Annotated in this window: 18 protein-coding genes; 13 read left to right on the top strand and 5 right to left on the bottom strand. The window is 45.5% G+C overall.

Annotated features, from left to right (window positions below; all coding sequences use genetic code 11):
• Positions 1 to 201: 201 nt before the first annotated feature.
• Positions 202 to 741 (top strand): carboxymuconolactone decarboxylase family protein, encoded by a 540-nt coding sequence (locus QSH61_RS18225; RefSeq protein WP_088532102.1) that lies wholly within the window; start codon positions 202 to 204, stop codon positions 739 to 741.
• Between the two features lie 34 nt (positions 742 to 775).
• Here QSH61_RS18225 and QSH61_RS18220 read toward each other — a convergent pair whose 3' ends face one another.
• The 3 genes from QSH61_RS18220 to QSH61_RS18210 all read right to left on the bottom strand — a co-directional run bounded on the left by QSH61_RS18220 (position 776) and on the right by QSH61_RS18210 (position 3,531).
• Positions 776 to 1,198, bottom strand: coding sequence for a serine protease external chaperone (locus QSH61_RS18220; RefSeq protein WP_174170200.1), 423 nt, complete (start codon positions 1,196 to 1,198; stop codon positions 776 to 778).
• A gap of 11 nt (positions 1,199 to 1,209) precedes the next feature.
• Positions 1,210 to 3,006 carry a S8 family serine peptidase gene (locus QSH61_RS18215; protein ID WP_174170201.1) on the bottom strand — a complete coding sequence of 599 codons (1,797 nt, stop codon included), beginning with the start codon at positions 3,004 to 3,006 and terminating at the stop codon, positions 1,210 to 1,212.
• A gap of 126 nt (positions 3,007 to 3,132) precedes the next feature.
• Complete coding sequence (locus QSH61_RS18210) at positions 3,133 to 3,531, bottom strand: YbaN family protein (RefSeq protein ID WP_010606936.1); 399 nt, start codon at positions 3,529 to 3,531, stop codon at positions 3,133 to 3,135.
• Positions 3,532 to 3,764: 233 nt separating this feature from the next.
• On the opposite strand from QSH61_RS18210, the gene QSH61_RS18205 reads away from it, so the two are divergent.
• The 5 genes from QSH61_RS18205 (at position 3,765) to asnB (ending at position 10,209) form a co-directional block, all read left to right on the top strand.
• Positions 3,765 to 5,012: a Zn-dependent hydrolase gene (locus tag QSH61_RS18205; protein ID WP_206473501.1), complete on the top strand. Its 1,248-nt coding sequence runs from the start codon at positions 3,765 to 3,767 to the stop codon at positions 5,010 to 5,012.
• A 142-nt stretch (positions 5,013 to 5,154) separates the two neighbouring features.
• On the top strand, positions 5,155 to 5,586 hold the full coding sequence (locus QSH61_RS18200; RefSeq protein ID WP_206473500.1) for a hypothetical protein: 432 nt from the start codon (positions 5,155 to 5,157) through the stop codon (positions 5,584 to 5,586).
• On the top strand, positions 5,583 to 7,004 hold the full coding sequence (locus QSH61_RS18195; RefSeq protein ID WP_206473499.1) for a sodium:solute symporter family protein: 1,422 nt from the start codon (positions 5,583 to 5,585) through the stop codon (positions 7,002 to 7,004). Before QSH61_RS18200 ends, QSH61_RS18195 begins: the two co-directional genes overlap by 4 nt.
• Positions 7,005 to 7,113: 109 nt before the next feature.
• Positions 7,114 to 8,184, top strand: coding sequence for an aspartate/ornithine carbamoyltransferase family protein (locus QSH61_RS18190; RefSeq protein WP_010376561.1), 1,071 nt, complete (start codon positions 7,114 to 7,116; stop codon positions 8,182 to 8,184).
• A 9-nt stretch (positions 8,185 to 8,193) separates the two neighbouring features.
• Positions 8,194 to 10,209 carry an asparagine synthase (glutamine-hydrolyzing) gene (asnB, locus tag QSH61_RS18185; protein ID WP_206473498.1) on the top strand — a complete coding sequence of 672 codons (2,016 nt, stop codon included), beginning with the start codon at positions 8,194 to 8,196 and terminating at the stop codon, positions 10,207 to 10,209.
• Between the two features lie 102 nt (positions 10,210 to 10,311).
• Here the strand turns inward: asnB and QSH61_RS18180 are convergent, their stop codons facing one another.
• The gene (locus QSH61_RS18180) at positions 10,312 to 11,607 is read right to left on the bottom strand and encodes a porin (protein ID WP_174170206.1); all 1,296 of its coding nucleotides are present in this window, start codon (positions 11,605 to 11,607) and stop codon (positions 10,312 to 10,314) included.
• Between the two features lie 267 nt (positions 11,608 to 11,874).
• On the opposite strand from QSH61_RS18180, the gene QSH61_RS18175 reads away from it, so the two are divergent.
• From QSH61_RS18175 to QSH61_RS18150, 6 genes are all read left to right on the top strand, one after another.
• Positions 11,875 to 13,833, top strand: a complete 1,959-nt coding sequence (locus QSH61_RS18175) for a methyl-accepting chemotaxis protein (RefSeq protein ID WP_174170207.1) — start codon at positions 11,875 to 11,877, stop codon at positions 13,831 to 13,833.
• Between the two features lie 161 nt (positions 13,834 to 13,994).
• Positions 13,995 to 14,846 (top strand): D-hexose-6-phosphate mutarotase, encoded by an 852-nt coding sequence (locus QSH61_RS18170; RefSeq protein WP_174170208.1) that lies wholly within the window; start codon positions 13,995 to 13,997, stop codon positions 14,844 to 14,846.
• Between the two features lie 61 nt (positions 14,847 to 14,907).
• Positions 14,908 to 16,257 (top strand): sigma-54-dependent transcriptional regulator, encoded by a 1,350-nt coding sequence (locus QSH61_RS18165; protein ID WP_174170209.1) that lies wholly within the window; start codon positions 14,908 to 14,910, stop codon positions 16,255 to 16,257.
• The gene (locus tag QSH61_RS18160; RefSeq protein WP_206473497.1) at positions 16,235 to 17,506 is read left to right on the top strand and encodes a sensor histidine kinase; all 1,272 of its coding nucleotides are present in this window, start codon (positions 16,235 to 16,237) and stop codon (positions 17,504 to 17,506) included. Before QSH61_RS18165 ends, QSH61_RS18160 begins: the two co-directional genes overlap by 23 nt.
• Before the next feature lie 58 nt (positions 17,507 to 17,564).
• A complete protein-coding gene (locus tag QSH61_RS18155) occupies positions 17,565 to 17,801 on the top strand; it encodes a hypothetical protein (protein ID WP_206473495.1) in 237 nt (78 codons plus the stop codon).
• A 152-nt stretch (positions 17,802 to 17,953) separates the two neighbouring features.
• Complete coding sequence (locus tag QSH61_RS18150; RefSeq protein ID WP_206473493.1) at positions 17,954 to 20,767, top strand: TolB-like translocation protein; 2,814 nt, start codon at positions 17,954 to 17,956, stop codon at positions 20,765 to 20,767.
• Between the two features lie 78 nt (positions 20,768 to 20,845).
• On the opposite strand, the gene QSH61_RS18145 is transcribed toward QSH61_RS18150, so the two are convergent.
• Positions 20,846 to 22,648 (bottom strand): PKD domain-containing protein, encoded by a 1,803-nt coding sequence (locus tag QSH61_RS18145; RefSeq protein ID WP_206473491.1) that lies wholly within the window; start codon positions 22,646 to 22,648, stop codon positions 20,846 to 20,848.
• A 463-nt stretch (positions 22,649 to 23,111) separates the two neighbouring features.
• Between QSH61_RS18145 and QSH61_RS18140 the strand changes: the two genes are divergently transcribed.
• Positions 23,112 to 23,726: a PQ-loop repeat-containing protein gene (locus tag QSH61_RS18140; protein WP_102057758.1), complete on the top strand. Its 615-nt coding sequence runs from the start codon at positions 23,112 to 23,114 to the stop codon at positions 23,724 to 23,726.
• Positions 23,727 to 23,812: the final 86 nt, after the last annotated feature.

Raw genomic sequence — 23,812 nt, 5'->3', positions numbered from 1 at the left:
CAACGCTGCTGGCTTGACGCTCGACCAGTCAGTAGCTAATTAAATTTCATATTAATTTAGACAGTTATGGTGTTTACTATAGCGAATAGTTATTTGAATGATCATTCAAGTAAAGTTAGTCTAGCATCCAATGAGTAGTTAACCTGAGGTTAGTTAGAGCTCAGGTTATACCAATACAAAATGCATCAAGAGGAGCAACTGATGACTGACTTTACAATCCATACCGTAGAATCTGCACCGCAAAAAGGTAAACCATTACTTGAGAAGTCCCAGCAAGCATTTGGACGTATTCCGAACCTTCATGGTGTAATGGCGGAATCACCAGAGCATCTGCATGGTTATCAAGTGTTACATGAGGCTTTTTTAAATAGCTCGTTCAATAACGATGAAAAAACTGTGGTGTGGCAAGCGATTAATGTAGAGCATGAATGTCACTACTGTGTACCGGCTCATTCTGCTATCGCAAAATCAATGAAAGTAAGTGATGAATTGGTCAAAGCACTGCGTGAGCAAGCACCGCTGGGCGATGAGAAACTAGAAGTGCTGCGTGCCACAACACTTGAAATGCTGCGTGAGCGTGGCAAACTGAGTGATGCACAAACGAAAGCGTTTTTTGCAGCAGGTTATACTAAACAAAATTTGCTGGAAATCATCTTAGCACTAAGTCAAAAAGTGATGAGTAACTACGTGAATCATATCGCACATACTCCACTGGATGATGCTTTTAAAGCGTTTAGCTAATTAGTAGAGAGGCATTTAGCCTCTCTACTAGGTATTACTCGCTTTCTAATCCGTCAAGCTGTAAGCCTATCTGAGTGCTCAATACTCCTGCTTGTACACGTAAATATGCATTCAAAGTTGTGAGGTCAGTGTGTGCGTCAGCGTGGCGATAGATAGCTCGGTTACCACGAGCGTAGCTTAAAATTAGATTATTGTCGCTAGCGAAAGTATTGGCGTTAATCATCGTAAGGTGTTCAACGATAATCTCACCGGTTACGGTATACACCTCCCCAGTTACTGGTGATTGTAGTTTCAACCCTTTAACCAGTGTGGTGTTGTTTTCTTCAAGTGAAACAAATGATTGATTGTTGATGTTTATTTCAGCACCGTGTGGCGCCTCAGTTAATTCTATCAACACATTGTCGGTCGCAAGAGCTTGGCCACTAAGTAGTATGACTGATAAAAAGAGTGCTTTCATAATGGTTCTCCTTAGTTATGACCAATAAAACGAATTTGCCAAGAGGTAAGCTGGCCATCTTGCGCATTATTTCTGTGTACAGCACGAATGTCCGGTGCGCCACTTACTGGATCAAAGATAAAGGCTTCGTCCTCACTTTGTGTATCAATTAACCGAATGGTCCATTGGCCTTGCGCAGGTTCGCCATAGAAGTGATGCGATAGCATTTGCATATCATTAAAGCCGTTGCGTCCAGAAATAGTTCCTGTTCTTGGCGTCATTAATACGCTGCGAGTACCTGATGGAGAAATAAGCTCAATTGCAACGTCACGGGTACTGGTATGCTCACCGGTTACACGGATCTGTACGGCTTCTACGGTGACATCGTTGTCAATTTGTACCGAACTTTCTGCGCCAGCAAGGCTACCGTCAGGAATGGTGACATTAGCATTAACTTGCTGCCAAGGTGTGATAGTGAAATTACCTCTATCTTCATTATAGAAACGAGCCATATTTACTGCAGCATCAACATCAATTGCACCAAAGCCGTAGAAGCCATGGTAGTTATAACCTGCAGCATTGCGCTGCCATGTGGGGATCGCATCATATTGTTGTGCTTCTCCAGCCGCATTATTAAAGGTCAATGTAACGCCAGGATTGTCCGCATCAATTTTACGCGCTGTAGAGGCTAAGATATGTCTCACATCGCGCCAAGTTAATGCCGGGTTTGCTGACATGATAAGTGCAATTGCCCCTGTCGTGTTTGGTGCAGCGGAAGAAGTGCCATTCATCGTTGCATTATAATCACAATTAGGATCCAGTGGATGGCTTCCATGTAAGGTGTTACGCAGATTGGTCGGGTTGCTTCCCCAGTCACAGCCACTGATGTCCGTAGAGATTATAGCGGGAGTGGTTGAGCCGTACTCACCGCCAGGCGCACTGACAAAGACGCTTGAACCAACCGTAGAGTATGACGAGCGTTTACCGTCAGCATTATAAGCAGACACAACCAAATTCCAATAGCTGGTATCAATACGCTCTAAGTTAACATCTTGCATTGGTAAGCCATGGTTACGATTTGCAAACCATAGATACCCAGGCCCTAATCCACTGGCATTAAAGCTTTGAGCTTGGTAACCATTACCTGCAGATTTTACGAAAATTGCACCGCGGCCGCTGTGACTTGTAGTCGTGATCTCTTCTTGAGCATCTTCATAGGTCTGTAGCCATGGAGAGAAGTCGTAGTTAAATGTTTGCGGTGATGAAAGGGTTCGGCCATAGCTTTGGTTAAATACTCTAGGAAAATCAAAAGAAGCTTTGTTGAAACCATCAGAATACATGCCGTGAGACTGTAACCAATTTTCCATACTTCCGTTTTTAAGATAGTTAAAGCCAACGAGCCCGGCTCTAGGTGCGACACCACGACCGCCAATGCCATTAAATGCACTGGCAGCAATGATACCTGCGACACCTGTACCGTGACCATCGCCGCTGTTGGCTGGTTTTAAATCAGCAGAATTCGTAAGGAAATCCCATGAGCCTGGTTTTACATTGTTTATAAGATCAGGGTGAGTAAGCTCAACACCACCGTCGATGACTGCGGTGGTTACGCCTGTTCCCATAATACCAAGCGCATGAGTAAGGCTAAGGTTTAGATCTTCTCCTGCAACACCACCCCGCTCAGAAAAAGCATTTTGCCCTGTATTTTTCAAATGCCATTGTTGGTTGACAAGGGGATCACCTGGAAATAATGGGTATTCTTGTTGGGCACTAGCAGTGCCATGAAGTATGCCTAGCAAAGTAGCTAGATAAGTTATTTTTATTTTCATGGTATCTCAGTTTTTATTGTTTCTTTTACAAGAACAAACTGTATACCCTAAAAAGGGACTTAATGTAAATAGTGGGTTATATATGTATTTTTGTTGTTTTTATTTTGTTTGTTATAATAAGTGGGACTACTTTGTGCTTACAGGAATTATGGACGGACGCGTTAGAATATAGCTGAGCACTCCGGCTTCGGTTATAGCGACAGACCACACCACCCAAACAGGTGCGCCACTAAAGCTCAGTGCCAGTAAGCCAACACTCATGCCAACTGCCGCGCCAATCTTGCCTTTTATGGGGATCACCTGATGTTGTCGCCATGCAAGCAGACTCGGGCCAAATTTGGGGTGGGTAAGCAGCCAGTTTTCTAACTTAGGAGAAGAGCGGGTAAAGCAAGCAAGGGCAAGAATAAAAAAGATGGTGGTAGGCATAACAGGCAGTGCCATGCCGATAAAGCCGAGACCAACAAATACGATGCCAGCAACATGCAGCCAAAAACAACGATTGAATAGGGGGATTTTCTTACGCATAGGCATCCTCATATTTCGGGAGTGCTGAACTGGCAGCGCATCACGGTGACCTGAGCCAACATTGTTAACCAGAAGCCAATTATTAAAAGCATATCACAGCGGCTGAAATTCGCGAATTTTCAACTAAGCTAAAGCAAAGAGATTATCAGTCGGACGTCAGTGTTTGAAATAGCGAATCTGATCTCAGGTTAAGTACAGGGAAGTGGTGCGACTGAAACGTTGAGGAGCAAAGTATGCAAGTAAATTTAGAACGTCTAAAGTCTACCTTATTTGCGCTCGCGGAGTTCGGCTATAACCATGAAGATAAGGGAATTTATCGCCAAGGTTTTAGCAATGAGGATTTTGCAGCGCGTAAATGGCTGATGGAATGCGCACAAAGCGAAGGATTTGTGAGTCGTATGGATGGCGCTGGCAATGTGATTATTGAAATGACCAGTCCGGATATCGCAGCGAAACCCGCAGTGATCATCGGCTCTCATCTCGACAGTGTACCAGCAGGTGGCATGTTTGATGGAACTTTGGGCGTCATTGCGGGGTTTGAGTGTATTCGTATTTTAAAAGAGCACAATGTGCAATTGGATAGGCCGATTTGGGTCATCGGTACCAGTGAAGAAGAAGGGCGCTTTGGCGGCATGATCGGGGCACAAGCGCTCACCGGGAAGTTAACGCCTCACCAATTACTCACAAGTCATGATGCGGATGGCTGTATGCTTAGTGATGCCATGCGCGCGCGAGGGTTAGACCCTATGGATGCACTGAATGCGAGGCTAGAACCTGAGCAAATAAATAGTTTTTTTGAATTACATATAGAGCAAGGGCCCGTGCTTGATCAAAAAGGCATTCAAATTGGTGTGGTGGAAGGGATTTCGGGAGTATTTAAATGGATGGTTAAATTAATTGGAAAGGCCGACCACGCAGGCACAGCCCCCATGGAGATGCGCAGCGACGCCTTTATGGGGTTGGCTGACTTTGCCTACCAGTTAGACCGCATTATTGCAGAGGACGGCACAGATACCACGAGGATCACCGTCGGTAAGGCAGAATTAAAGCCGGGTTTTGCACATACGATTGCTGGAGAGGTGGATTTCACCATCGTCGCGCGTGATATGGACGAAACGGTGATGGAGAACCTTGAAATTGCCTGTCGTAAAGCGCTTTCAGCCATCGCTCGAAAACACCATTTAATGTTTGAATACGAGCAGGTGAGTTGGTTGTCTCCAATGAAGTGCACACCTGAGATGGTGGAATTTATTAGTCAACAAGCAGAGGCCTTGTCACTGAATTATCAAATCATGCCAAGTGGTGCTGGTCACGATAGCCAGTTTTTTTCAGAAGTGTGTCCCACGGGGCTGATATTTATTCCATCACTCAACGGCGTTAGCCATGCGCCAGACGAATGGAGTCATTGGCATGATGTTGAAGCTGGGAGTAATTTACTGCTGCAATGTGTTCAAAAAAGAGCAATAAAAACAAAAGAATAAATGTAAGGCTGGGGTGAAATTGGGTGAGGCTTTACTAGACAAATTTGATCCTTGGGCTAGTCTTTGTTACTACTAGAATAATGTGGATAGCAAAACTTGCGGCGAATTCGGACTTGGATAACCGCAGTTAGGGATTATGAGGATGTGGATCGCCCGAGTAGTAACCTTGGTCTTACTTGCTGCGAGCTTTAGTGGGCTTGCCGCCTCGCTGAGGGTGAGCGATGAGGTCGTGACTGCTGGGTTTATTACGCTACACATTGAGCGTACAGGTCCGCCTCTACAACAACCAACACAGCTATCCATTCAACATCTTTCGGAACCTTACTCCCTCTCCCTTTCGCTTCAGCCGACTCAACAAGCGGTAACCATTAGTGGCTTGGCTGATGGTGATTATCTCGCAACCTTAGGTAGTCCCTCTGCTAACTCGGCACAAACGTCGGTCTCATTTTCAGTCAAACATCATCAGTTAACGCTGGCGCTTGCGCTGTTTGTACTGGGCTTGTGCTTATTTGTGCTACTTGTAGGGATGATTATGGTGGGTAATAAGCAAACGCACGATAAGGAAAGCGTATGATAAATGCTTCATTGGCGCTCGGTCTTGCCCTAGCGTTTGCTTTGCTATGGGTATTTTTTGGCTGGTGGATTGGCAGGCGCGTGCAGTCACATAATGAATTTGCGCTGGCCGGTAGAAATGTTGGGTTGGCCTTTGCTTGTGCCACTGCGATGGCAACTTGGGTCACCAGTAATACCACTTTAGTTGCGCCACAGCTCACTTATCAGTTTGGTATTTGGGGCATGATAGGCTACGCCTGTGCCGCATTCGGATTGTTGCTATTTGCGCCGCTAAGCCAACGCATCAAAACTTTACTACCCCACGGCTACACCAGTGGCGACTTCATGCGGTTGCGGTTTGGGCGTTTCTCTTGGTGGGTCTTTTTGCTGATCTCTTTCGTGTATGCCATGAGCTGGCTCGTTAGTCTAGGCATGGCCGGTGGCATTTTGCTACACACCCTAAGTGGCTTAGATTATCACCTTGGTATGTCGATTATTCTGCTGATGTGTGTGGTCTACACGCTCTTTGGCGGTCTAAAAGCGGTGATCGCCACGGACTTTCTACAGGCCATTATTATTTTGGCAGGTGTCGTCGGAATTGCCATTGTCGTGGCGATGAATGTTGGGCTTGAACCAATTCACCAAAAACTCAGTAGCGACCACCCCAAGCTACTCGACCTGCTTTTTCCTGCCGCTGTGATGTTTTTATTCAACAATATCTTTTTTGGTTTAGGAGAAATTTTTCACAGCAACGTATGGTGGTCAAGGGCGTTTGCATTTAAAGGTGGGGTGGGCAAAAAGGCGTATTTTATCGCAGGACTACTGTGGCTACCGATCCCCATCGTAACTGGGTTTATTGCGCTGGCAGCGCCGAGTTTAGGTTTGTATCCCGCTAGTGCCGATATGGTGGGACCCTTGGTTGCAAGCCAAGTGCTCGGCTATACCGGCTCGATCATTCTGTTCATTGTGGTGTTCTCAGCGCTAGCATCGAGCTTGGACTCTTTGCTCGCCGCAACGTCAGATCTCATCAATCAAGATATTTACCTGCAATACATCAAACCAAAGGCGAGCGATAGCGAACGCTTAAAAAGTGCTAAGTGGATCATTGTCATCTTAGGTGTAGTAACTTGGCTTTTGTGTTTACCAAAAATCGCCACGCTGGGTGCCTTGTTGAACTTCGCTGGTGCCTTCGTCGCCAGCACCATTTGGCCTATCGTATTTGGTTTGTACTTTGCGCGAATGACGGGAAATAGCGCTGGTTGGGCTATGTTGCTTGGCACGGTATCAGGTTTGATTGGGTATTTTTATATTGGTTTTTATGTCGCTGCATTAGTTTCTTGTGCGGTGTCGTTATTAATTTGTGTGATTGCTTGGCGTTTTAGTCAGCAATCATTCCATTGGCAAGCGTTGGGCACACGAAGCAAAGTGGAGGATGTATGATCTCATTGGGCGCATTTTCTAGTTTAATTTGGCTGGCCATAGTGCTCAGTTGTTTATGTCCTGTTGTCCTTGTCGTTATGTTCCTTATTGATTTTAAAAAGAGGCAGTTATGGTAAGTGCGCAGCAAGTAGAGTTTAATCGAGCGCAGCCGGATGTTTACGGGGATGCACATCCCAAAGCATTACTCAGAGCGATACAAGAAGACGGGGACAGGCTGCATTGTTTGGAGAATAAGCACATTATCAGTGTCGACCACCTTGACCGAGACGTGCTGATCCAGCTATTCCGCCTCGCCGCGAAATATGAAAGTAACCCTGCAAGGTTCAGCTCGCCGCTTAGTGGCAAAATTTTGATCAGTGCGTTTTATGAACCCAGCACTCGCACCCGTCTGTCGTTTGAAAGTGCATGGCACCGCTTGGGGGGCGATATTATGTCGATCACCGATCGCTCCTCAACGGGCATTGCGAAAGGGGAGTCGCTGCAAGATGTCGCCGAGATGTTCAATAATTATGGCGATTGTGTCGTTTTACGTGACACCTCTGTGGAGTCTATTGAAGAGATGATCCACAGCCTACGCATTCCAATTATCAACGCAGGTAATGGCATTGATGAGCACCCAACACAAGCGATGTCTGATCTATACACTATCTTCAAATGGCGGCCGTCGTTATTACTCCCTGACAGCGAAGCCTTTAGTCCTATAAAAATTGGTGTGATTGGCGTGCCGAGTCAAATGCGTACGGTGCGTAGCCTGCTGAAAATGTTTACACATTTTCCGCGCATTGTGGACGAAATATTCCTGCTCTACGACGAGAGTGTCGAGGAAGCGGTGTCGAGCGAGCAATTAGCCCAGCTAGAGGAAGCGGGGGTCAAGGTGTCTATCGGCCATGACTTGAACGCCGTTTTACCTGAGCTTGATGTGGTGTATATCAATTCCATTGCATGGGTTGGTGAAAGCTTCGAAACCTATGGAAAGTCGTTTAAATTGAGCGCAGATTCCCCCTTTAAGCCCGATGCGATAGTGCTTCATCCTCTGGCTCGGGGTGAAGAGCTGTGTACCAGTTTAGATGCCACGCCACACAATTGGTATTTTAGTCAGGCACGTGGTGCCGTCTTTTTACGCCAAGCCTTATTGACCTGTATGGTGCAGCGCGCCAGTACTGTGATGGATGTGATTTAGGGAGATATTATGTGCGGAATTGCTGGTATTTTTTCAACGCAAGCGCAAACACAAATAGATAATCAATTATTAGTAAACATGGCAGCCATTCAACATCATCGTGGCCCCGACGGTTTTGGCTATAAACAAATGGCTGGCGTGGGATTTAGTCACGCCAGACTGTCGATAATCGACCTCGACGAGCAGCGAGGGCGGCAGCCCTTTATTAGTTCTGACAAGCGTCTAATGTTGGCTCACAACGGTGAGTTTTACGATTACGCGCGGATCCGAGCTGAGCTGGTAGCAAAAGGGGCAAGGTTCCAAAGTAAAAGCGACTCAGAAATTGCTATGCACTTATATCAGCAGCTTGGTCTCGATGAGATGCTGACGCATCTGCGCGGTGAGTTTGCGTTTGCGTTGTATGACCAACAAACCGATACACTACACTTAGTGAGAGACCGCTTTGGTATTAAACCTTTGTACTACACCCAAACAGAAGACGAAATTGTGTTTGGCTCAGAACTGAAGGTGCTGTTTGCCAACCCTAAAGTTAAGCGCCGATTCTCAAGTGAAGGCCTATTTCATCAACTGATCCAAGTCATGGTGCCCGGCAGCACGGCATTTGCGAATGTACATCAAATCAAACCTGGACATGTTGTTAGTATCACCAGAAGCGAACAAGGTTTTAGCATTGAAGATAGACCTTATTGGGATGTTAACTTTCCGAAGGCGCAAGCGTATTTAAATAGCAAAGATGAAGCATACTACATTGATGGCGTGCGCAAACAGCTGCTAGAAGCGGTGCAGTTGAGACTCACCGCAGACGTCCCGGTAGGTTGTTACTTAAGTGGTGGCATAGATTCATGCGCTATTTTGGGTTTGTCTTCAGCTGCGGCGCAAGCACCAATTAAGGCCTTTACCATAGGCTTTGATAGTGCTGAGTACGACGAAACGTCGATTGCAAAGCAAATGGCGCAAGCCACCAAGGCCGATCATCATATTATGTCGTTAAGCGGTGACGAGCTATATGGCCATTTCGAGCGAACTTTATGGCATACCGAACGAACCATTTATAACACGCTTGGTGTTGCGAAATACTTGATGAGTCAGCAAGTTAACGAGTCTAATTATAAAGTTGTGATGACCGGAGAAGGCTCCGATGAGCTTTTTGCGGGTTATCCAGCATTTAGAAAAGACCTGTTTTTATATGGCTTAGATGAACTTGATGACACCGAAAAAGCCCAGTGGCAAACCATGCTGGAAGACAGCAATAAGTTGTTTAAGGGGGCTATGCTTTCCCGTGAGCAATACGATAGTGCAGCATTAGATGAGGTGGTTGGTTTCACACCAAGTTGTTTGCAGCCTTGGCTGTCATGCAGTCACTTTGCCCATCAACTCGTTGCCGCCGAACACAGAGAAATACTCACGGGTTATGACGCAGGCAAAGCGATTGCCGAGACTTTAGATGATGCCATGTTAGAGTCCCGCCATCCACTCGACAAAGCCCAGTATGTGTGGATTAAAACCATGCTTGAGGGGCAAATATTAACTTGGGGTGGAGATAGGGTCGACATGGCCAATTCGATGGAGGCAAGGCCTGCCTTTTTGGATCATCACCTCGCTGAGTTTGCCTTTACCATTCCCCCGCAATATCGCATTAAAGATCGTAAAGAAAAGTACGTGTTACGTGAAGCGATGAAAGGACTGCTGCCAGAAGTGCTGTATGAACGAGAAAAGTTTGCTTTTATGGCACCACCGGCGCACTCGGATAAGAAAAAATGGGCGGCAATGCGCGTGCTGGCCGATAAATACTTATCTAGACAAGCTGTAGAAGCCGCTGGTTTATTAGATTTTGAAGCGGTAAATGCGCTATTTGAGTTACATGAATCGCCAGACGCAGATGATTCACTCAAAGTGCAACTAGATGCCGTGATCAATCACTTGCTTGGTGTGCAAATACTGCACAAACAATTTATCGCCGCAGACTTACCTCAATTTGCCGCCGCTGAAGCGGAGCGCCTTGGTTGGAGGGCAACCACAGAGTAAAGGCTGATCTTATTGGTATTTCAGAAAGTAAGGTAATAAAAAGGCGATGCGCCAACAAGCGCATCGCCTTTTTGATTTAATACCTAAGATTAATCCCTTAGATTAAAAGTAATAACCGAAGTTAATGTTGAAGCGACGCTCGCTTTCGTCACTATCGCCTGCGATTGAACCACCAATAAACGGCTGGTTCTTTGCGTGAACTAAATCAACATAGGTGAAGAATGCACCCGCAGCGAGTGACACACCTGTGACATTCATCCAAGTGTCTTCAGTGTTATCGGATTTGTCGTAAATAATACCGAAGTCGTTATAAAATTGCAGATCGGTAATTGGACCGAACTCAACTGGCAGGTTGTACGCTACATTAAAGTTCGACATGGTGGCTTCTGCTGCGATGGAATCATAAAATGCATAAGCACCTACTGCCATACGGTTTACATCATCAATATCGTAATGGTATTCACCGTGTTGTAACTGTAAGTTCCAAGGGCCAATGTTGCTGTTTAAATGTAGTGCCCACGCGTTGTAATCACCTGCTCGGTCATTACCGTCGTGAAGGCCTCCGGCAAGACCAGAGACGCCAATTTCAGTTGTGCCACCGTTGTGTTCAATATGATACGCGTAACGACCAACAAAGGTGTTGTATTCGCCGATTGGTTGCGTTGGGTCGTCATAAACGCCATCGCCCGCTTTACGGAAACCTACCACGTCATAAGAGTAGCGATCGCTGCGGTCATCCACGTAACCGTCCACACCACCTAGCTCATCATTTTTGAAAAAACCAAGATCAAGCTGCCAGTTGTCCGCCACTTTACGTTTAAATACCACCCCCATGTCGTGGTCGTCTTCAAGACCAATATAATAGGTAGTGTTAAAGAACCAGTTGTGTGAATTGTAAGGTGAGTTACCAAAAGGTACTTTAGTCATACCAACCTGAGCTTGCCAATGGTCGGCAAAGTCATAGTCTAGGTAAGCGTATTTTACCGCAGTCATATAGTCGAAAAAGCGGATTTCAGCATTTAAGCCAAAGCCTCCGACATTGCCAGAGAAGTTCAATCTGAAAATATCGAAGTCAAAATCGCCGCCACGGTTCTTGTTGTCATCGTCATAAGACGTATGGCTGTAGTTTGTTCTGATCGCGCCGCCGACTTTGATGGCCGGTTTTGTTTCAGCTGCTGCAACTTGAGTTTTAGTTTCAGCTTTTGCTTCGGCTTTTTCAGCCTTTGCGATTTTTTCCTGTTGTGCTCGCGCCTGCTCTTTTTGTTCTAGCTGCGTGAGTTTCTTCTGAAGTTCAGCCAATTGGCGCTTTAACGCGTCAATTTCTGAGTTTTCGGCAAGCACTGAATTAGAGCAAAGTGCTAGACCTAATCCGAGTGAGATGGTTGAAAGTTTTAACATAGTTGTCCCGTTGTTAAATGGTTGAGCGCAAAACCTCTTACAAATTGTAGACCACCAAAGCTATCATTGCAGAAAGCAAATAAATTTTATGGCCCTTGATTGAATTATCCATAGTAACACTGTGGCCTATCCGACCTCAAAGTTACCCAACATTTAACCATACCTAAGATGAATATAAGACGAACAAGTGATCACATTTGTATGTCATTCTTGCCCAATAGCCTATCCCTCACTATATTTTTACTATCTGTGAAACGGTGTTTATTCATGAATATATCGCAAAAATTAAAGCTGTCTTTCGCAACGGCAATCGCGCTTCCTTTGTTAATCATCGCGGGGCTTATTATCAGTCAAACTAGGCAGCAGGGAATAGAGACCTTCTCGGAGCTCAGTGATCGAGAGGCGCTACAGGTTGAGAATGGCATACAGATGTTTTTTGATGAAATTGCAAAAAACGTAGACTATTTGGCAACCCATGCACAAGTCTTGAGCGCGCAGCAAGACGTGAAAACTTATATGGATTCAACCAGCACCACTCGACTTAATTCCAAAGTAGGAAGTAAAACAGAGCAAGCAGCATATTCGTTATTTGAGCACTTTGGTAACACGCACCCCGGCATTGCCTATATCTACATGGGGAATCAGCAAGGTGGTTATATTCAATGGCCTCTAGGTGAAGTGAATGCAAACTACGATCCTAGACAGCGTCCTTGGTATCAAACAGGACAATCAGGAAATGGCGAGACGATCCGCACTAGCGCCTATTATTGGGCGCCGGATGATATGGTGATTGTGTCGACGGTAAAAGCGGTTACTGCCAATGGTCAAACCGTGGGTGTTCAAGGTATGGATGTGTCACTGCAAGGGCTGACCAAAATCATCCGCAATATCAAATTGGGCGAGACCGGCTATTTAATGCTAGTGGAAGACACTGGAAATGTGTTGGTCGATGCCAAGTTCTCCGAACATAGATTTAAAAAGCTGGCAGACATTGCGAACGGCCGCTATCGTGAATTGGCTCAAAATAAAGATGGGCTATTTGAGCTCGAAATTAACGGGCAAGACTACTTTGCCAACATCTATACAGCACCCAAATTAGGCTGGAAGTTTATTGGTTTAGTTGAAAAAAGTGAGGTAATGGCTGCAGCCAATGCGATGACGCTGACGATATTGATTCTAAGTGCTGTCCTGATCACCGTATTTTTGTTGCTAGCAAGTTATATTTCTAAGTTGATTTCAGCGCCCATTGTAGAAGTGAGTGATGGCTTAACTGAAATTTCACAAGGCGGTGGTGATTTAACGCAGCGTTTAGACATTAAAGCTCAGGATGAAACAGGCAAACTGGCGACGAGTTTTAATTTGTTTTTAAATCTCATTGCTGAGTTGGTGACGCAAATCAACGAGTGTGCGCAGCAAGTTAATGAAACCTCACGACAAACCGCTTCGCAGTCTGATCAGCTCACCGGCGCTACCAGTCAACAACAGCAAGCGCTTGAAATGGCTGCTACTGCTATTAATGAGATGGCGGCAACCGCAAATGAAGTGGCGGCAAGCTGCGCCAATGCGGCTGAGCTTGCAGGACAAACTCAGCAAGCATCTGAGTTGGGCCAAAGGGTGATAACAGAGTCTGTCGAGAGCGTCACAACATTATCTGAAGTGATCAATAAGGCAACCGCAGATATCATGCAGCTCGACACCGAAAGCGAAAATATTATGTCGATACTCAGCGTGATCCGAGGCATAGCAGAACAAACCAATCTTTTAGCGTTAAATGCGGCAATAGAGGCGGCACGCGCAGGTGAACATGGCCGTGGCTTTGCCGTTGTGGCCGATGAAGTACGCGCGTTGTCGCAGCGTACCTCTGAATCGACGGAAGAAATTGCCTCTCAGCTTGATAAGCTTAGAAAAATGACGGAAATGGTGTCGGGAGAAATGAAGCGCAGCCTAACGCGTACGGAGCAAACGGTTGAACTGACAAACTCAGCGCAACAACAATTTAGTGAAATTACCCAAGCGATTGTCAATATTAGCGACCTTAACACGCAAATCGCCACCGCAGCTGAAGAGCAGCAACATGTTGCTGAAGACATTAATCGCAACGTGGTGGAAATTAAAAATGCTGCGGATAGCGTGAGTGATATCGCTGTGAATACCAATCAAAATGGCGTGAGATTACATTCATTGTCGAGCACACTCACAGAGCTGGTGGGCAAATTTAAAGTATAGCTTTAGCCCAATCCTCAAGTTCCATAAATCGTGAGAGCAACGCTCTCACGGTGCTACCGCATTGGTATAATTGAATAACTTTCAAATTGGATGGATAACAGTTTACTCGTAGTATTTAAGTGGTAAGGTAGGCATATCATTGAGTTGACGTAGGAATCACCATGGAATTATCACCTTCAGTTTCAATCGAGCGCACTGAGTCCGGACTAGAGTATATTTGGGTCGACAGTGCATTTTGCCAAGCGAAGATCTTTTTACAGGGCGCGCAACTTACCGAGTTTACACCAGCAGGAAAAGGCAATTTAATTTGGGTTTCTGAGGCGGAAGATTACCTTGAAGGTAAACCAGTACGCGGTGGTATTCCAATCTGTTGGCCTTGGTTTGGCGTACATAGCAAAGCGGATTGGCCAATTCATGGGGTTGCTCGCAAGCTACTTTGGCGTGCGCACAGCGTTGAAGAAAAAAGCGATGAAATTACCGTTAAACTCACACTACCGATGACCTTAGTTGAAGCGCAATACTGGCCACACACGTCACAATTAGAGGTCGAGTTTGTGTTATCAGACAAGCTTGAAGTGCGACTGACCAATATCAATACTGGTGATGCGCCATTTACGTTAACGCAAGCCTTACATACGTATTTCCCAACGCCAGAAGTCGGTAATACCACGGTAGACGGGTTACAAGGCGCGAAATATATCGAATTTGGTGAAGGTCCATTTGAGCAAACCGAAGTAGTTAGCTTTGCCCGCGAAACCGATATGGTGTACACCCAAGCAAGCCCGGTGCAAACCATCAACACGCCTGCGGGCATTATTGAAGTAAAACGTGAAAACTCAACTTCTTGTGTGCTTTGGAACCCATGGATTGAAAAGTCACAGCGTTTAAGCAACTTTAATGATGACGAATACCACAAGATGTTGTGCTTAGAAGCTTGTAACGTAATGGACGATGCCGTGCAACTTGCACCAGGTGAAAGCCATACCTTAAGTACAATCATCCGTTGGTTATAATTTTATATTCGCGGAGCACACTATGCTCCGCTGAAACCCTATAACAATAAAAATTCCCCCTATGGAAAAGCCCACAATACTGGTTATCGACGATAACGCCGAAGTACGCCTCAGCGCCGTATTCTTTTTAGAAGATCAAGGTTTCAATGTGATTGAGGCGGCAACCCTTGAACTTGCCAAGCCACTGCTCACCGCTAAGCAAGTGTCATTAGCCTTGCTCGATATGAACTTCTCCCGAGATACCACCTCAGGTAATGAAGGGCTGGACTTTTTGCGCTGGCTACGTGACTCCATTCTTAATGTGCCAGTGATCTGTATTACCGGTTGGGGAAATGTCGCGTTAGCGGTGTCTGCAATGCAGCTTGGTGCGAGCGACTTCATCGAAAAGCCATGGGACAATCAGCAGCTGCTGCAAGCCGTGCAGCAACAACTCAAAATATCATTAAAGCAAGCGAATATCGTAGCAAAACACAGCGAGCGCGGCGCGTTTCAATGGCGCTCTCAGGCGATGCAATCTTTATATAAGCAGCTTGCCAAAGTAGCAAAAACCGACGCTCGGGTGCTGCTTACCGGTCCAAGTGGCGCGGGGAAAAGTCATTTAGCTCAGTGGTTACACCAACAATCTAATCGTTCAGCAGGACCTTGGGTTGAGGTGAATATGGGCGCGGTGCCAGAATCATTATTCGAAAGTGAGATGTTTGGTCATAGCAAAGGGGCGTTTACAGATGCAAAGCAGCATCGTGTTGGTCGTTTTGCAATGGCAAAGCAGGGCACATTATTTTTGGATGAAGTTGCGACTATTCCACTTCCTTTACAAGCAAAATTACTGCGGGTGCTGGAAAATGGCAGTTATGAAGTTGTGGGTAGCAGTCAGACGCAACAAGCGGATTGTCGACTTATTTGCGCAACCAACACCAATCTTGACGACTTAGTGAAAGCCGGTGAGTTCCGAGAAGACTTGTTATATCGCATCAATACAATTGTGATTGAAGTGCCGAGGCTCGCCGAGCGGTTTGGCGATATCGTGCCGTTGGCTGAGTATTTTGTTGCTAAATTCTGTGCGCAGTATGGTGAGCCAATTCGTGAACTTAGCCCTGCGGTTAAAGCTGTGTTGATTGAACACAATTGGCCCGGCAATGTGCGTGAGTTAAGTCACGTCATGGAGCGAGCCGTGTTAATGGCGGAGGGCTTGCAGATTGAGCTCAGTGATTGCCAACTACGCTTTACCGCCGCACCTAAAGTGATCAGTGATATGCCAAGCAAGACCTTGCAACAAGTGGAGCAGGAAATGGTGGAGCAAGCGATGCAACGGGCCCAAGGCAATGTCGCTGAAGCCGCTAAAATACTTGGGCTCACGGCCTCTTCTCTTTATCGGCGTTTGGAAAAATATGGCCTTAAAACATCTGGCTAGCGCTGAGTGGCGGCTTGGGGCCTACTGTACGCTGTTAACCATTAGCTGTACGGTTTTACTGACTTTGCTGCTTCTGCAATTACAGCTAGAGATAACGTGGGTAGCTGCCGTATCGGTGAGTGTGTTGGGGCTGTTGGGCGGGTTACAAAAAATACTGTTGTCTCACCTTAAACGCATTGCCATGCGTGCTAATTGGCAGCTGGAAGCGATTGCACAAAGTGATTTTACGCAAACTATTAAGCCCCATTATACAGCGGGCGTGGTAGCCGAATTTGAACAGCGCTTACTGGCCTTAAGTGCACAGCTACACAGTCAAAAGCGCCGCTATCATAGTCAGCAGTTTATCATTTATCAGCTAATAGACAGCCTTAATACGCCTATTATGATGTTTGACGAAAAACTCAAACTTGCCTATGCCAATGGTGCATTTGAGTCGCTTTATCATCGCCCTTGGTTAGAGTGTAAGGGAATAAGCGCGGCTCAGTTTGGGCTGGTGCAACAAGATAATCACTGGCATTTTGCAGATACAGCGCAGCAATCTCGGTGGCAACTACAAAGTAGTGAATTCTTTCAAGAGGGTAAGCAGTTTTCTTTACTTGTCGCACTCGATATTACTAAGGCATTACGTAAAAAGGAGCTGGCTGCTTGGCAACATTTAATCCGAGTAATAAGTCATGAGATCCACAACAGTTTGACGCCCGTCAGCTCCCTAGCGCAAACCTTATTGGCAAGAGCGAAGGACAAAAAAGAGCAGCATGCGTTAAGTGTTATTGGTCAGCGTTGCCAGCATTTACAACAATTTGTGAGCCAATACGCCAAGGTTACGCAAACCCCGAGACTAGATCGGAAATCAGTCTCTATCATGCTGTTACTGTCTTCTGTTGCGGCGCTATTTGAGGATACTGACATCCAAGTAAATTGCACCGTGAATACGCTCAATCTCGATAAAGCCTTAATTGAGCAAGTGCTGATTAACTTAGTAAAAAATGCCATTGAGGCCAGCGGTGAAAATGCTAAGTTGACACTACATGCTTATTATCAGCAGCAACAAGCGGTGATTGATGTACAAGACAATGGCCCGGGCTTTGCCAACCTAGATAACATGCTTACTCCTTTCTATTCCACCAAAGAAAGTGGGCAGGGAATAGGTTTAACCTTTAGCCGTACCATTGTGGAGTTACATGATGGACAACTGAGTTGTCACAACACAGACTCAGGTGGATTAATAAAAATTACTTTGCCTTGTTGATAATAATTATCATTAGCATATAATTAAAATTCCTTCAAAACCTTGGCAAGGAGCTACCATGTTAGTCACTTATCTGTTGGCCTGCGGCTTTATCTTTATGGCGTATAGCTACTCCAAATCATTCAAACCACATGCACATACCAAGGCAAAGTTGGCGGTGTTATTGAGCGCGGGTTTAATCGCCGCGGCAAAATGGCAGGCGGGGTTGAGTTCAACCGTGGTATTTTTTGTTTTTGCAGTATCTCTTGCGGTACTTAGCTTGTTTGTCACCCTTGCACAGCCACAAAATCACTGAAAAATTACGCGCATTTAGAGCAACTCAGATTTTGCTTGCCCCGAAATAGGCGTTTTAAGGCGTAGCGTGCGCAAGAAATTGTTACTAAAAAGCACACTTTTTCTTTACATCTCTTGTTAAGCTAGCGCAACTGGATTTATTTAGGAAAGGTAATGCGAGCGCTACTGATAATTTTTGTTGCTTTTACGAGCTTTGGTTTACAGGCTAAGTGGCAAACCATCAAAACCGAAAACTTCAATGTGCATTATCCTCAAGCGCTTCAGCAATGGGCGTATTCTGCAGCAAATGAGCTGGAAGTGGTTCGAGATAAAGTGCTGGCACAACAAGGTAGAGCCTTGAGTGAACGTGCTGATGTGATTATTTACGATCCAGAAAATACGGCCAATGGCTTTGCATTACCCAGCACAGATAAACCAATGATGGCACTGCAAGCAACGCCGCCTCAAGCTGATTCCGTCATCGCAAATAACACCAGTTGGCAGCAGTTGCTCATTTTGCACGAATATATTCATCTCGTTCACCTATCACAACCTAGCCGTAATCAATGGCGACAACATCTCAGAGATTGGCACGATATTACCGACTTGCTCGATGCGGTATTACCGCGTTGGGTCAGCGAAGGCTATGCGACCTTGCTGGAGTCTAGATTAACGGGACGAGGACGTTTATACGATAATTACAGTGAGAGCATTGTGCGCTATTACGCGCAGCAAGGCGCATTACCGACCTATAGCGCTTTAGATAATGGCGACAAGTCTTACCTTTCCAACTCCATGGCATACTTAGTAGGCGTACGTTTTCTAGCATGGCTTGAGGATAATTATGGCGCACAGACGTTAGATGCCGTGTGGACAAGAGTGCAGGCGGTGGAATCTCGCAGTTTTGAAACCGCATTTAGTGGTGCTTTTGGAGCGCCAGCCAGTCAGTTATATCGTCGCTTTATTGTTGAATATAGCTATCAGGCCATGCAGCAGGAGCTGGCCTTGGTTCCGACACAGAGTGAACTTTGGCAGCGGTTCGCATATGCTGCTCGAGATATTGCATTCTCTCCAGATGGCAGTCAGTTTTTGGTGGTAGAGCAAAATCGTAAACGCCAAGTCACACTCAATATCTACGAAAACAAAGAAAATGTAGAAGCCATTGAGCAATTTAATAAGCGCAACGAAGCGATATTAAATGCCGATCCTAAAGATATTGTGGATATTGCACCTGAAGTCTTTCCAAAAAAGCGACTTGCGCAGCTTGATGCTCACAATTTTGCTGGTATCTATTACCCCCAGTGGCTGAATGACAGCCATATTTATTTCGTTGCAAAAACGCCAGCTGCAGACGATACCTTTATCAATGATTTGTTTGTCTGGAGAATTGGTACTGGAAAGCCGAAGCAACTAACCGAAGGTGCGGGTATTCGTCGCTTTAGTATTGTTGATGCCAACACCGTAATTGCGGAGGTGTCCCGTTTAGGTTACTCACAGCTGGTGACCATAGAGCTGGACTCAGGCAAGCAAACGCCAATCACCACAAGCAAGCTTGGGGATGTCCATGACTTTCCTGTGCTCTCTAATAAAAAGACGACATTAGCCTATGTGCATGTTACTCCTAACAAACGCTGGCAACTTGTTGTTAAAGATCTTAGCCATGATACAACTAAAATTGTTTATTTACCTAAGTCACATCAATACCTTTCGGGGTTAACTTGGTCTCATGATGATGACAAGCTGTACTTTATTTCTGGAGTCGCAGGCCATTTAGCGGTGATGCGTTATGACGTGGCGAGTAAAATACTTGAGACCTTACCTGCAAGTGCTAAACCGCTTGAGCAAATTATTACCCATTCACAGCTGTTACTGGTGAGCTATGCGACCCCTGAGGGGGTCAAGGTTAACAAAATAGTTGCTCCGGCTTGGCGCACCGTGAGTGTGTTGGAACAAGTGGATGAGGCGGAACAAAAAGAGCAGCATCCCCATCAATTACCTGCGGCTAAGATAGATCAAACCGCCCTGCCCAGTTCTGATTATTCTGTGTTCGAACAGTCTTATTCTGTCGCCTTATCAGGCGCATTAAATAGCGCCTCTTTTGATAGTTTGGGCGTGGCATTAAAAGGGCAGGATGTGCTGCGCCAACTTGCTTGGCAGCTTGGAGCCGAGAAAAGCATCAATAATGGTGCGTTGATGGGCGCATTTGCCCAACTTGAATATCGTCATGAAAACTGGAAAACGACGTTTGATGCTGGATATCAAGAGCTAGAAGCGGATAAGCAGTCTCGCTCGCCACAAGTAAAGACCCAGAATAAAAGCAGCTTTAAGCAATTTGCCTTGTCATCTAGCTATCGTTTTGGTGAAGCATTGAATTTCCTCGCTCCCGAATTGGGCGTTATTCGTGTGCAACATGGTGAAAAAGCATGGAGCGGCGGGCGTTACGGCTTTAACGGTCGTGCAATGTGGGATACGCAGCAGCATGGTGTAGCACTGCAAGTCTCTGCAGCTCAGTGGCTAGGTGAATTAGATGGTTTTGATTATCAGCTGAGCTTGTTTGCTAAAGCATGGCAAATTCCATTCTATGCATCGGTCGATAGCCGCTACAGCAGCGAATTGCCTCTATCTGTGGGCGGTGGAGCGCTTACCAGCACTAGTATTAGTAACAGTTTACACGCTGTCAGCGAACCTATGTTGCCGCATCTATTTGCAACGGGAAGCCGCTATTTAGGCTATGAATTTGCAACTTCATGGCAGCAGGGCAAACCTAAGTTATTTTATAAGCAGCATCAGTTAGATGGAGAAGTGATTGGGCAAAATTACGGTATTAAGATGCGCTTACCTTTGACTCGAGTGATATTAGATAAGGCCGCTGATTTTGCTCCTGCCGGATTAACCGATCTACAGTTTAGTGCTGGAGTTGGTCGTATAGAGGGGCGTAATATGACCAATGAAAACCGTGTTTGGTTTAGTGTTTGGTATGAGTTGTAGGTAATCGTTGCGGACTGCTATCAAACAATGTGCGAGGCTAGCCCCGCACATTGTTTGGTGTGTTATAAAGTGCTGAGATTAATTATGGTTCGCTATAATCTGCAAGCCGGAGTAAGCATTATACCCGCGGATCATCACCCAATAACGACCTGCACCTTCATTTAGGGTACAAGATTCGCTGTTACCATAACGGTAAGGGCGACAAGTCCAATTGCTGGTTGTTGGTTCTGCACCTTTAAGTACGTACATATCAGCATCACCAGTGCCACCACTTGTATTGAATGTCACTGTATTCGTGCCTGCAGGGGCATCATAATAGAAGAAGGTTTCACTGCCGCTAGCACCAGCAAGCCCTGTTTTGGCTACTCCCTTGATAAGCTTTTGCTCTTCACCTGGCAGCGTCACGGTGACTTGTTGTGTTGTTGACGCAGTGTCACCATTACTATCTGTCACGGTGAGTTCTACGGTATAGCTGCCAGAGTTTGTGAAGCTATATGACGTTTGCGCGCCTGAAGCGGATGCGCCATCACCAAACTGCCAGCTGTGCTGTGTAATAGAACCATTTGGTGAACTAGAGCCTGAACCATCGAAGCTGCAGCTTAGGTCATTACAGCTGTAAGTAAATAATGCAACGGGCAATGGATCGGTAGTGCCGTTATCGCCAACAGGAATTTGGCCACCAAAGTGACTAGAAACCTGAGGCCAAATTAAGCTGATTTTAGCGCCTTTATTGGTACAGCCACCTAAGTGGTGTAGCGCAACAACATTATTGGTTGAGGCTGCAAGTACAGGCGAACCTGACGAGCCGCCAATAGTGTCGCAGTAATAGCCTATATCTGTACCCGTACCTCGACCATTCGCCGTTGCTTGGTTAACAGAGCACAGTCCATTGGTGTCTTGATCAGACTCAATCGACAGCTCTTTAGGATTACCTGAACCATGTTGAGGAATGTAAATACGCTCGCCCTGCGATGGATTACGCACGTCTAAGCCAAAATAACCAAACGGCTGGGCCTTAGCGAAATCATTGATGGTAAACAGCGTATAATCTAGTGTGTAATCTGTTTTAAGGAAGTCTTTACCTGTGACCTTAACCACAGTCTCGCGCTGGCTGCCGTTACAGCTCGTACTTTGATAGTTAAACCATACCTCAGTATTCGCCAGCTCTGATGCTGATCCCACACAGTGATTATTGGTAAACATACGGTTATCTGCACCAACACGCCAACCCGTACATAAACCACTGCCGTTCATGAGCAGTCTGGCGACTGGACGCGAGCGCTCGAATTCCACCGGGTGCGATTGCGCCCAGCACTGCACGTCTTTGCGTTCCATTGCGCCACAAGTTGACATGGGCGTCACATCGGTCAAGCCCTCAACAGTTGCTTGCCCTTCAGTACCATGATAGTAAAAATCGACTTCGGGTGTTTTGCCTGCATTACCTTGGCCTGGAGTATATTCAATGATGACTTTATCAGCAGAGACTGACATAGCAGAAAACTGTTTAACGCCGTCATCGCCGAGGTTTGGATCAACCGTTGCTGCGCGGAGGTTTGCTTGGGTGTATTCATAGCGCTCGCCACTATCCTCCGAGCGAACAACGAGTTTACCGCCGTTTGCAAGGGTGAGGTTTTTAAAGTGTAGTTTGATGTAGCTTGCATCTGGGTGTGAAACTGTTTGCACAATAGTTTGTGTAGACGTTGAAGTGCTTGTAGCACTGTTTTGAGTAATAAGTGGAAGGTTTAGTTCGTACTTTTTACCAATCATTGCTTTGCTAGCTTTGCTGGTATATTCCATCATCTGAGCTTCCGTTAGTGGCGCTTGTGCCATCGCGATACCTGATGCTAAACCTAATGCTGTGACAAGAATGTGTCGTTTCATTGTTATTCCTTTTGAGTGTGTGGTTATCCAACTTGAGATAAAAAGTTGGGCGTCGTTCAATACCGAACCAAGCCTTGGGTGCACTGTAGGGCACGACCAGTTGGTGGTATGTTTTTTGAACATCCACACACCAAAATAGAAACAATAATTCGTTTTGTAAAGTTATATATATATTATTTTAACATAAGTTTTACTTTATTAATTCCATGCCGGCTGATAGTTAGATGTTTTCATGCCGCCGCACTTCTAAGCCTTCTAAAGTGTACTTATTTTTATACGGTTGTATTTGAGCCTTGCCAAGGGGTGGGAAATAGATTCTATAGGTTATGTTGTATTTTTATGTTTAGTTCTTAAAATGCGCGCCTTCAAAAATAAAAACCTTAAAAATCATAATTTTACAAAGTGTTTTTAAGGGTTTTACAGCACTTTAACTTAGCAACAATTTAGACATTTGGAGTTGGCATTGAGCGAATATTTACCGATCGTTTCTTCTTTCGTTTTGGTTTTAAGCTTTGTTCCTTTGATTAGGAAGATCCGTAAAAATCGCAGTGTATCAGGTGTCTCACTGTTAATGATGAGTTTTGGTGTTGCACAAAGCTCTTACTTTATTGCCTACAACGTTTTCTTTGAACGTTTTTTTATGGTGTTGCCTTTTGTTGTTACAGGTTCTTTAAGTGCACTTATTTTATATTATTTTATTCGCTACAACGCAAGCTCGAAACAGTGTAATCAATTAGCACTCTTGCTTGCTTTGTCGACGTTGCCATTTGGGCTTTTATTGGCAAAGGACATTGAAGCTGCTGCGTTGCTAAATGCGTTAACTTACTTAGGGCTAGTGATGAGTTCAATTCGCGTTATGCCGCAGACCTATAAAACAATTAAAAGCGGTGATGTGTCTAACTTAAGCGCTAGGTATTTCTCACTGCAGTTTTTAGCCGGAGGAATTGGCTTGGCTGCTGAACTGAGCTTAGGTCATGTTAGCGTAGCTCACGTGTTGATGTTTGTTATGATTTTACTGACTAATGCCGCACAATTAGGCTGTATTCAGTACTATCGCTCTAAACCCGCTTTAGCTTAGTGATATAAACAGACAAAACAAGGGCTAGCAAATTGCTAGCCCTTAACGTTTTCGCTCATTTCACTCGCGTAATACAAAAATTTTCG

Source organism: Pseudoalteromonas sp. JC3 (assembly GCF_030291895.1).
Lineage (GTDB): Bacteria > Pseudomonadota > Gammaproteobacteria > Enterobacterales > Alteromonadaceae > Pseudoalteromonas.
Note: the sequence above shows the minus strand (reverse complement) of the source record. Positions and strands in the feature narration are given on the sequence as shown.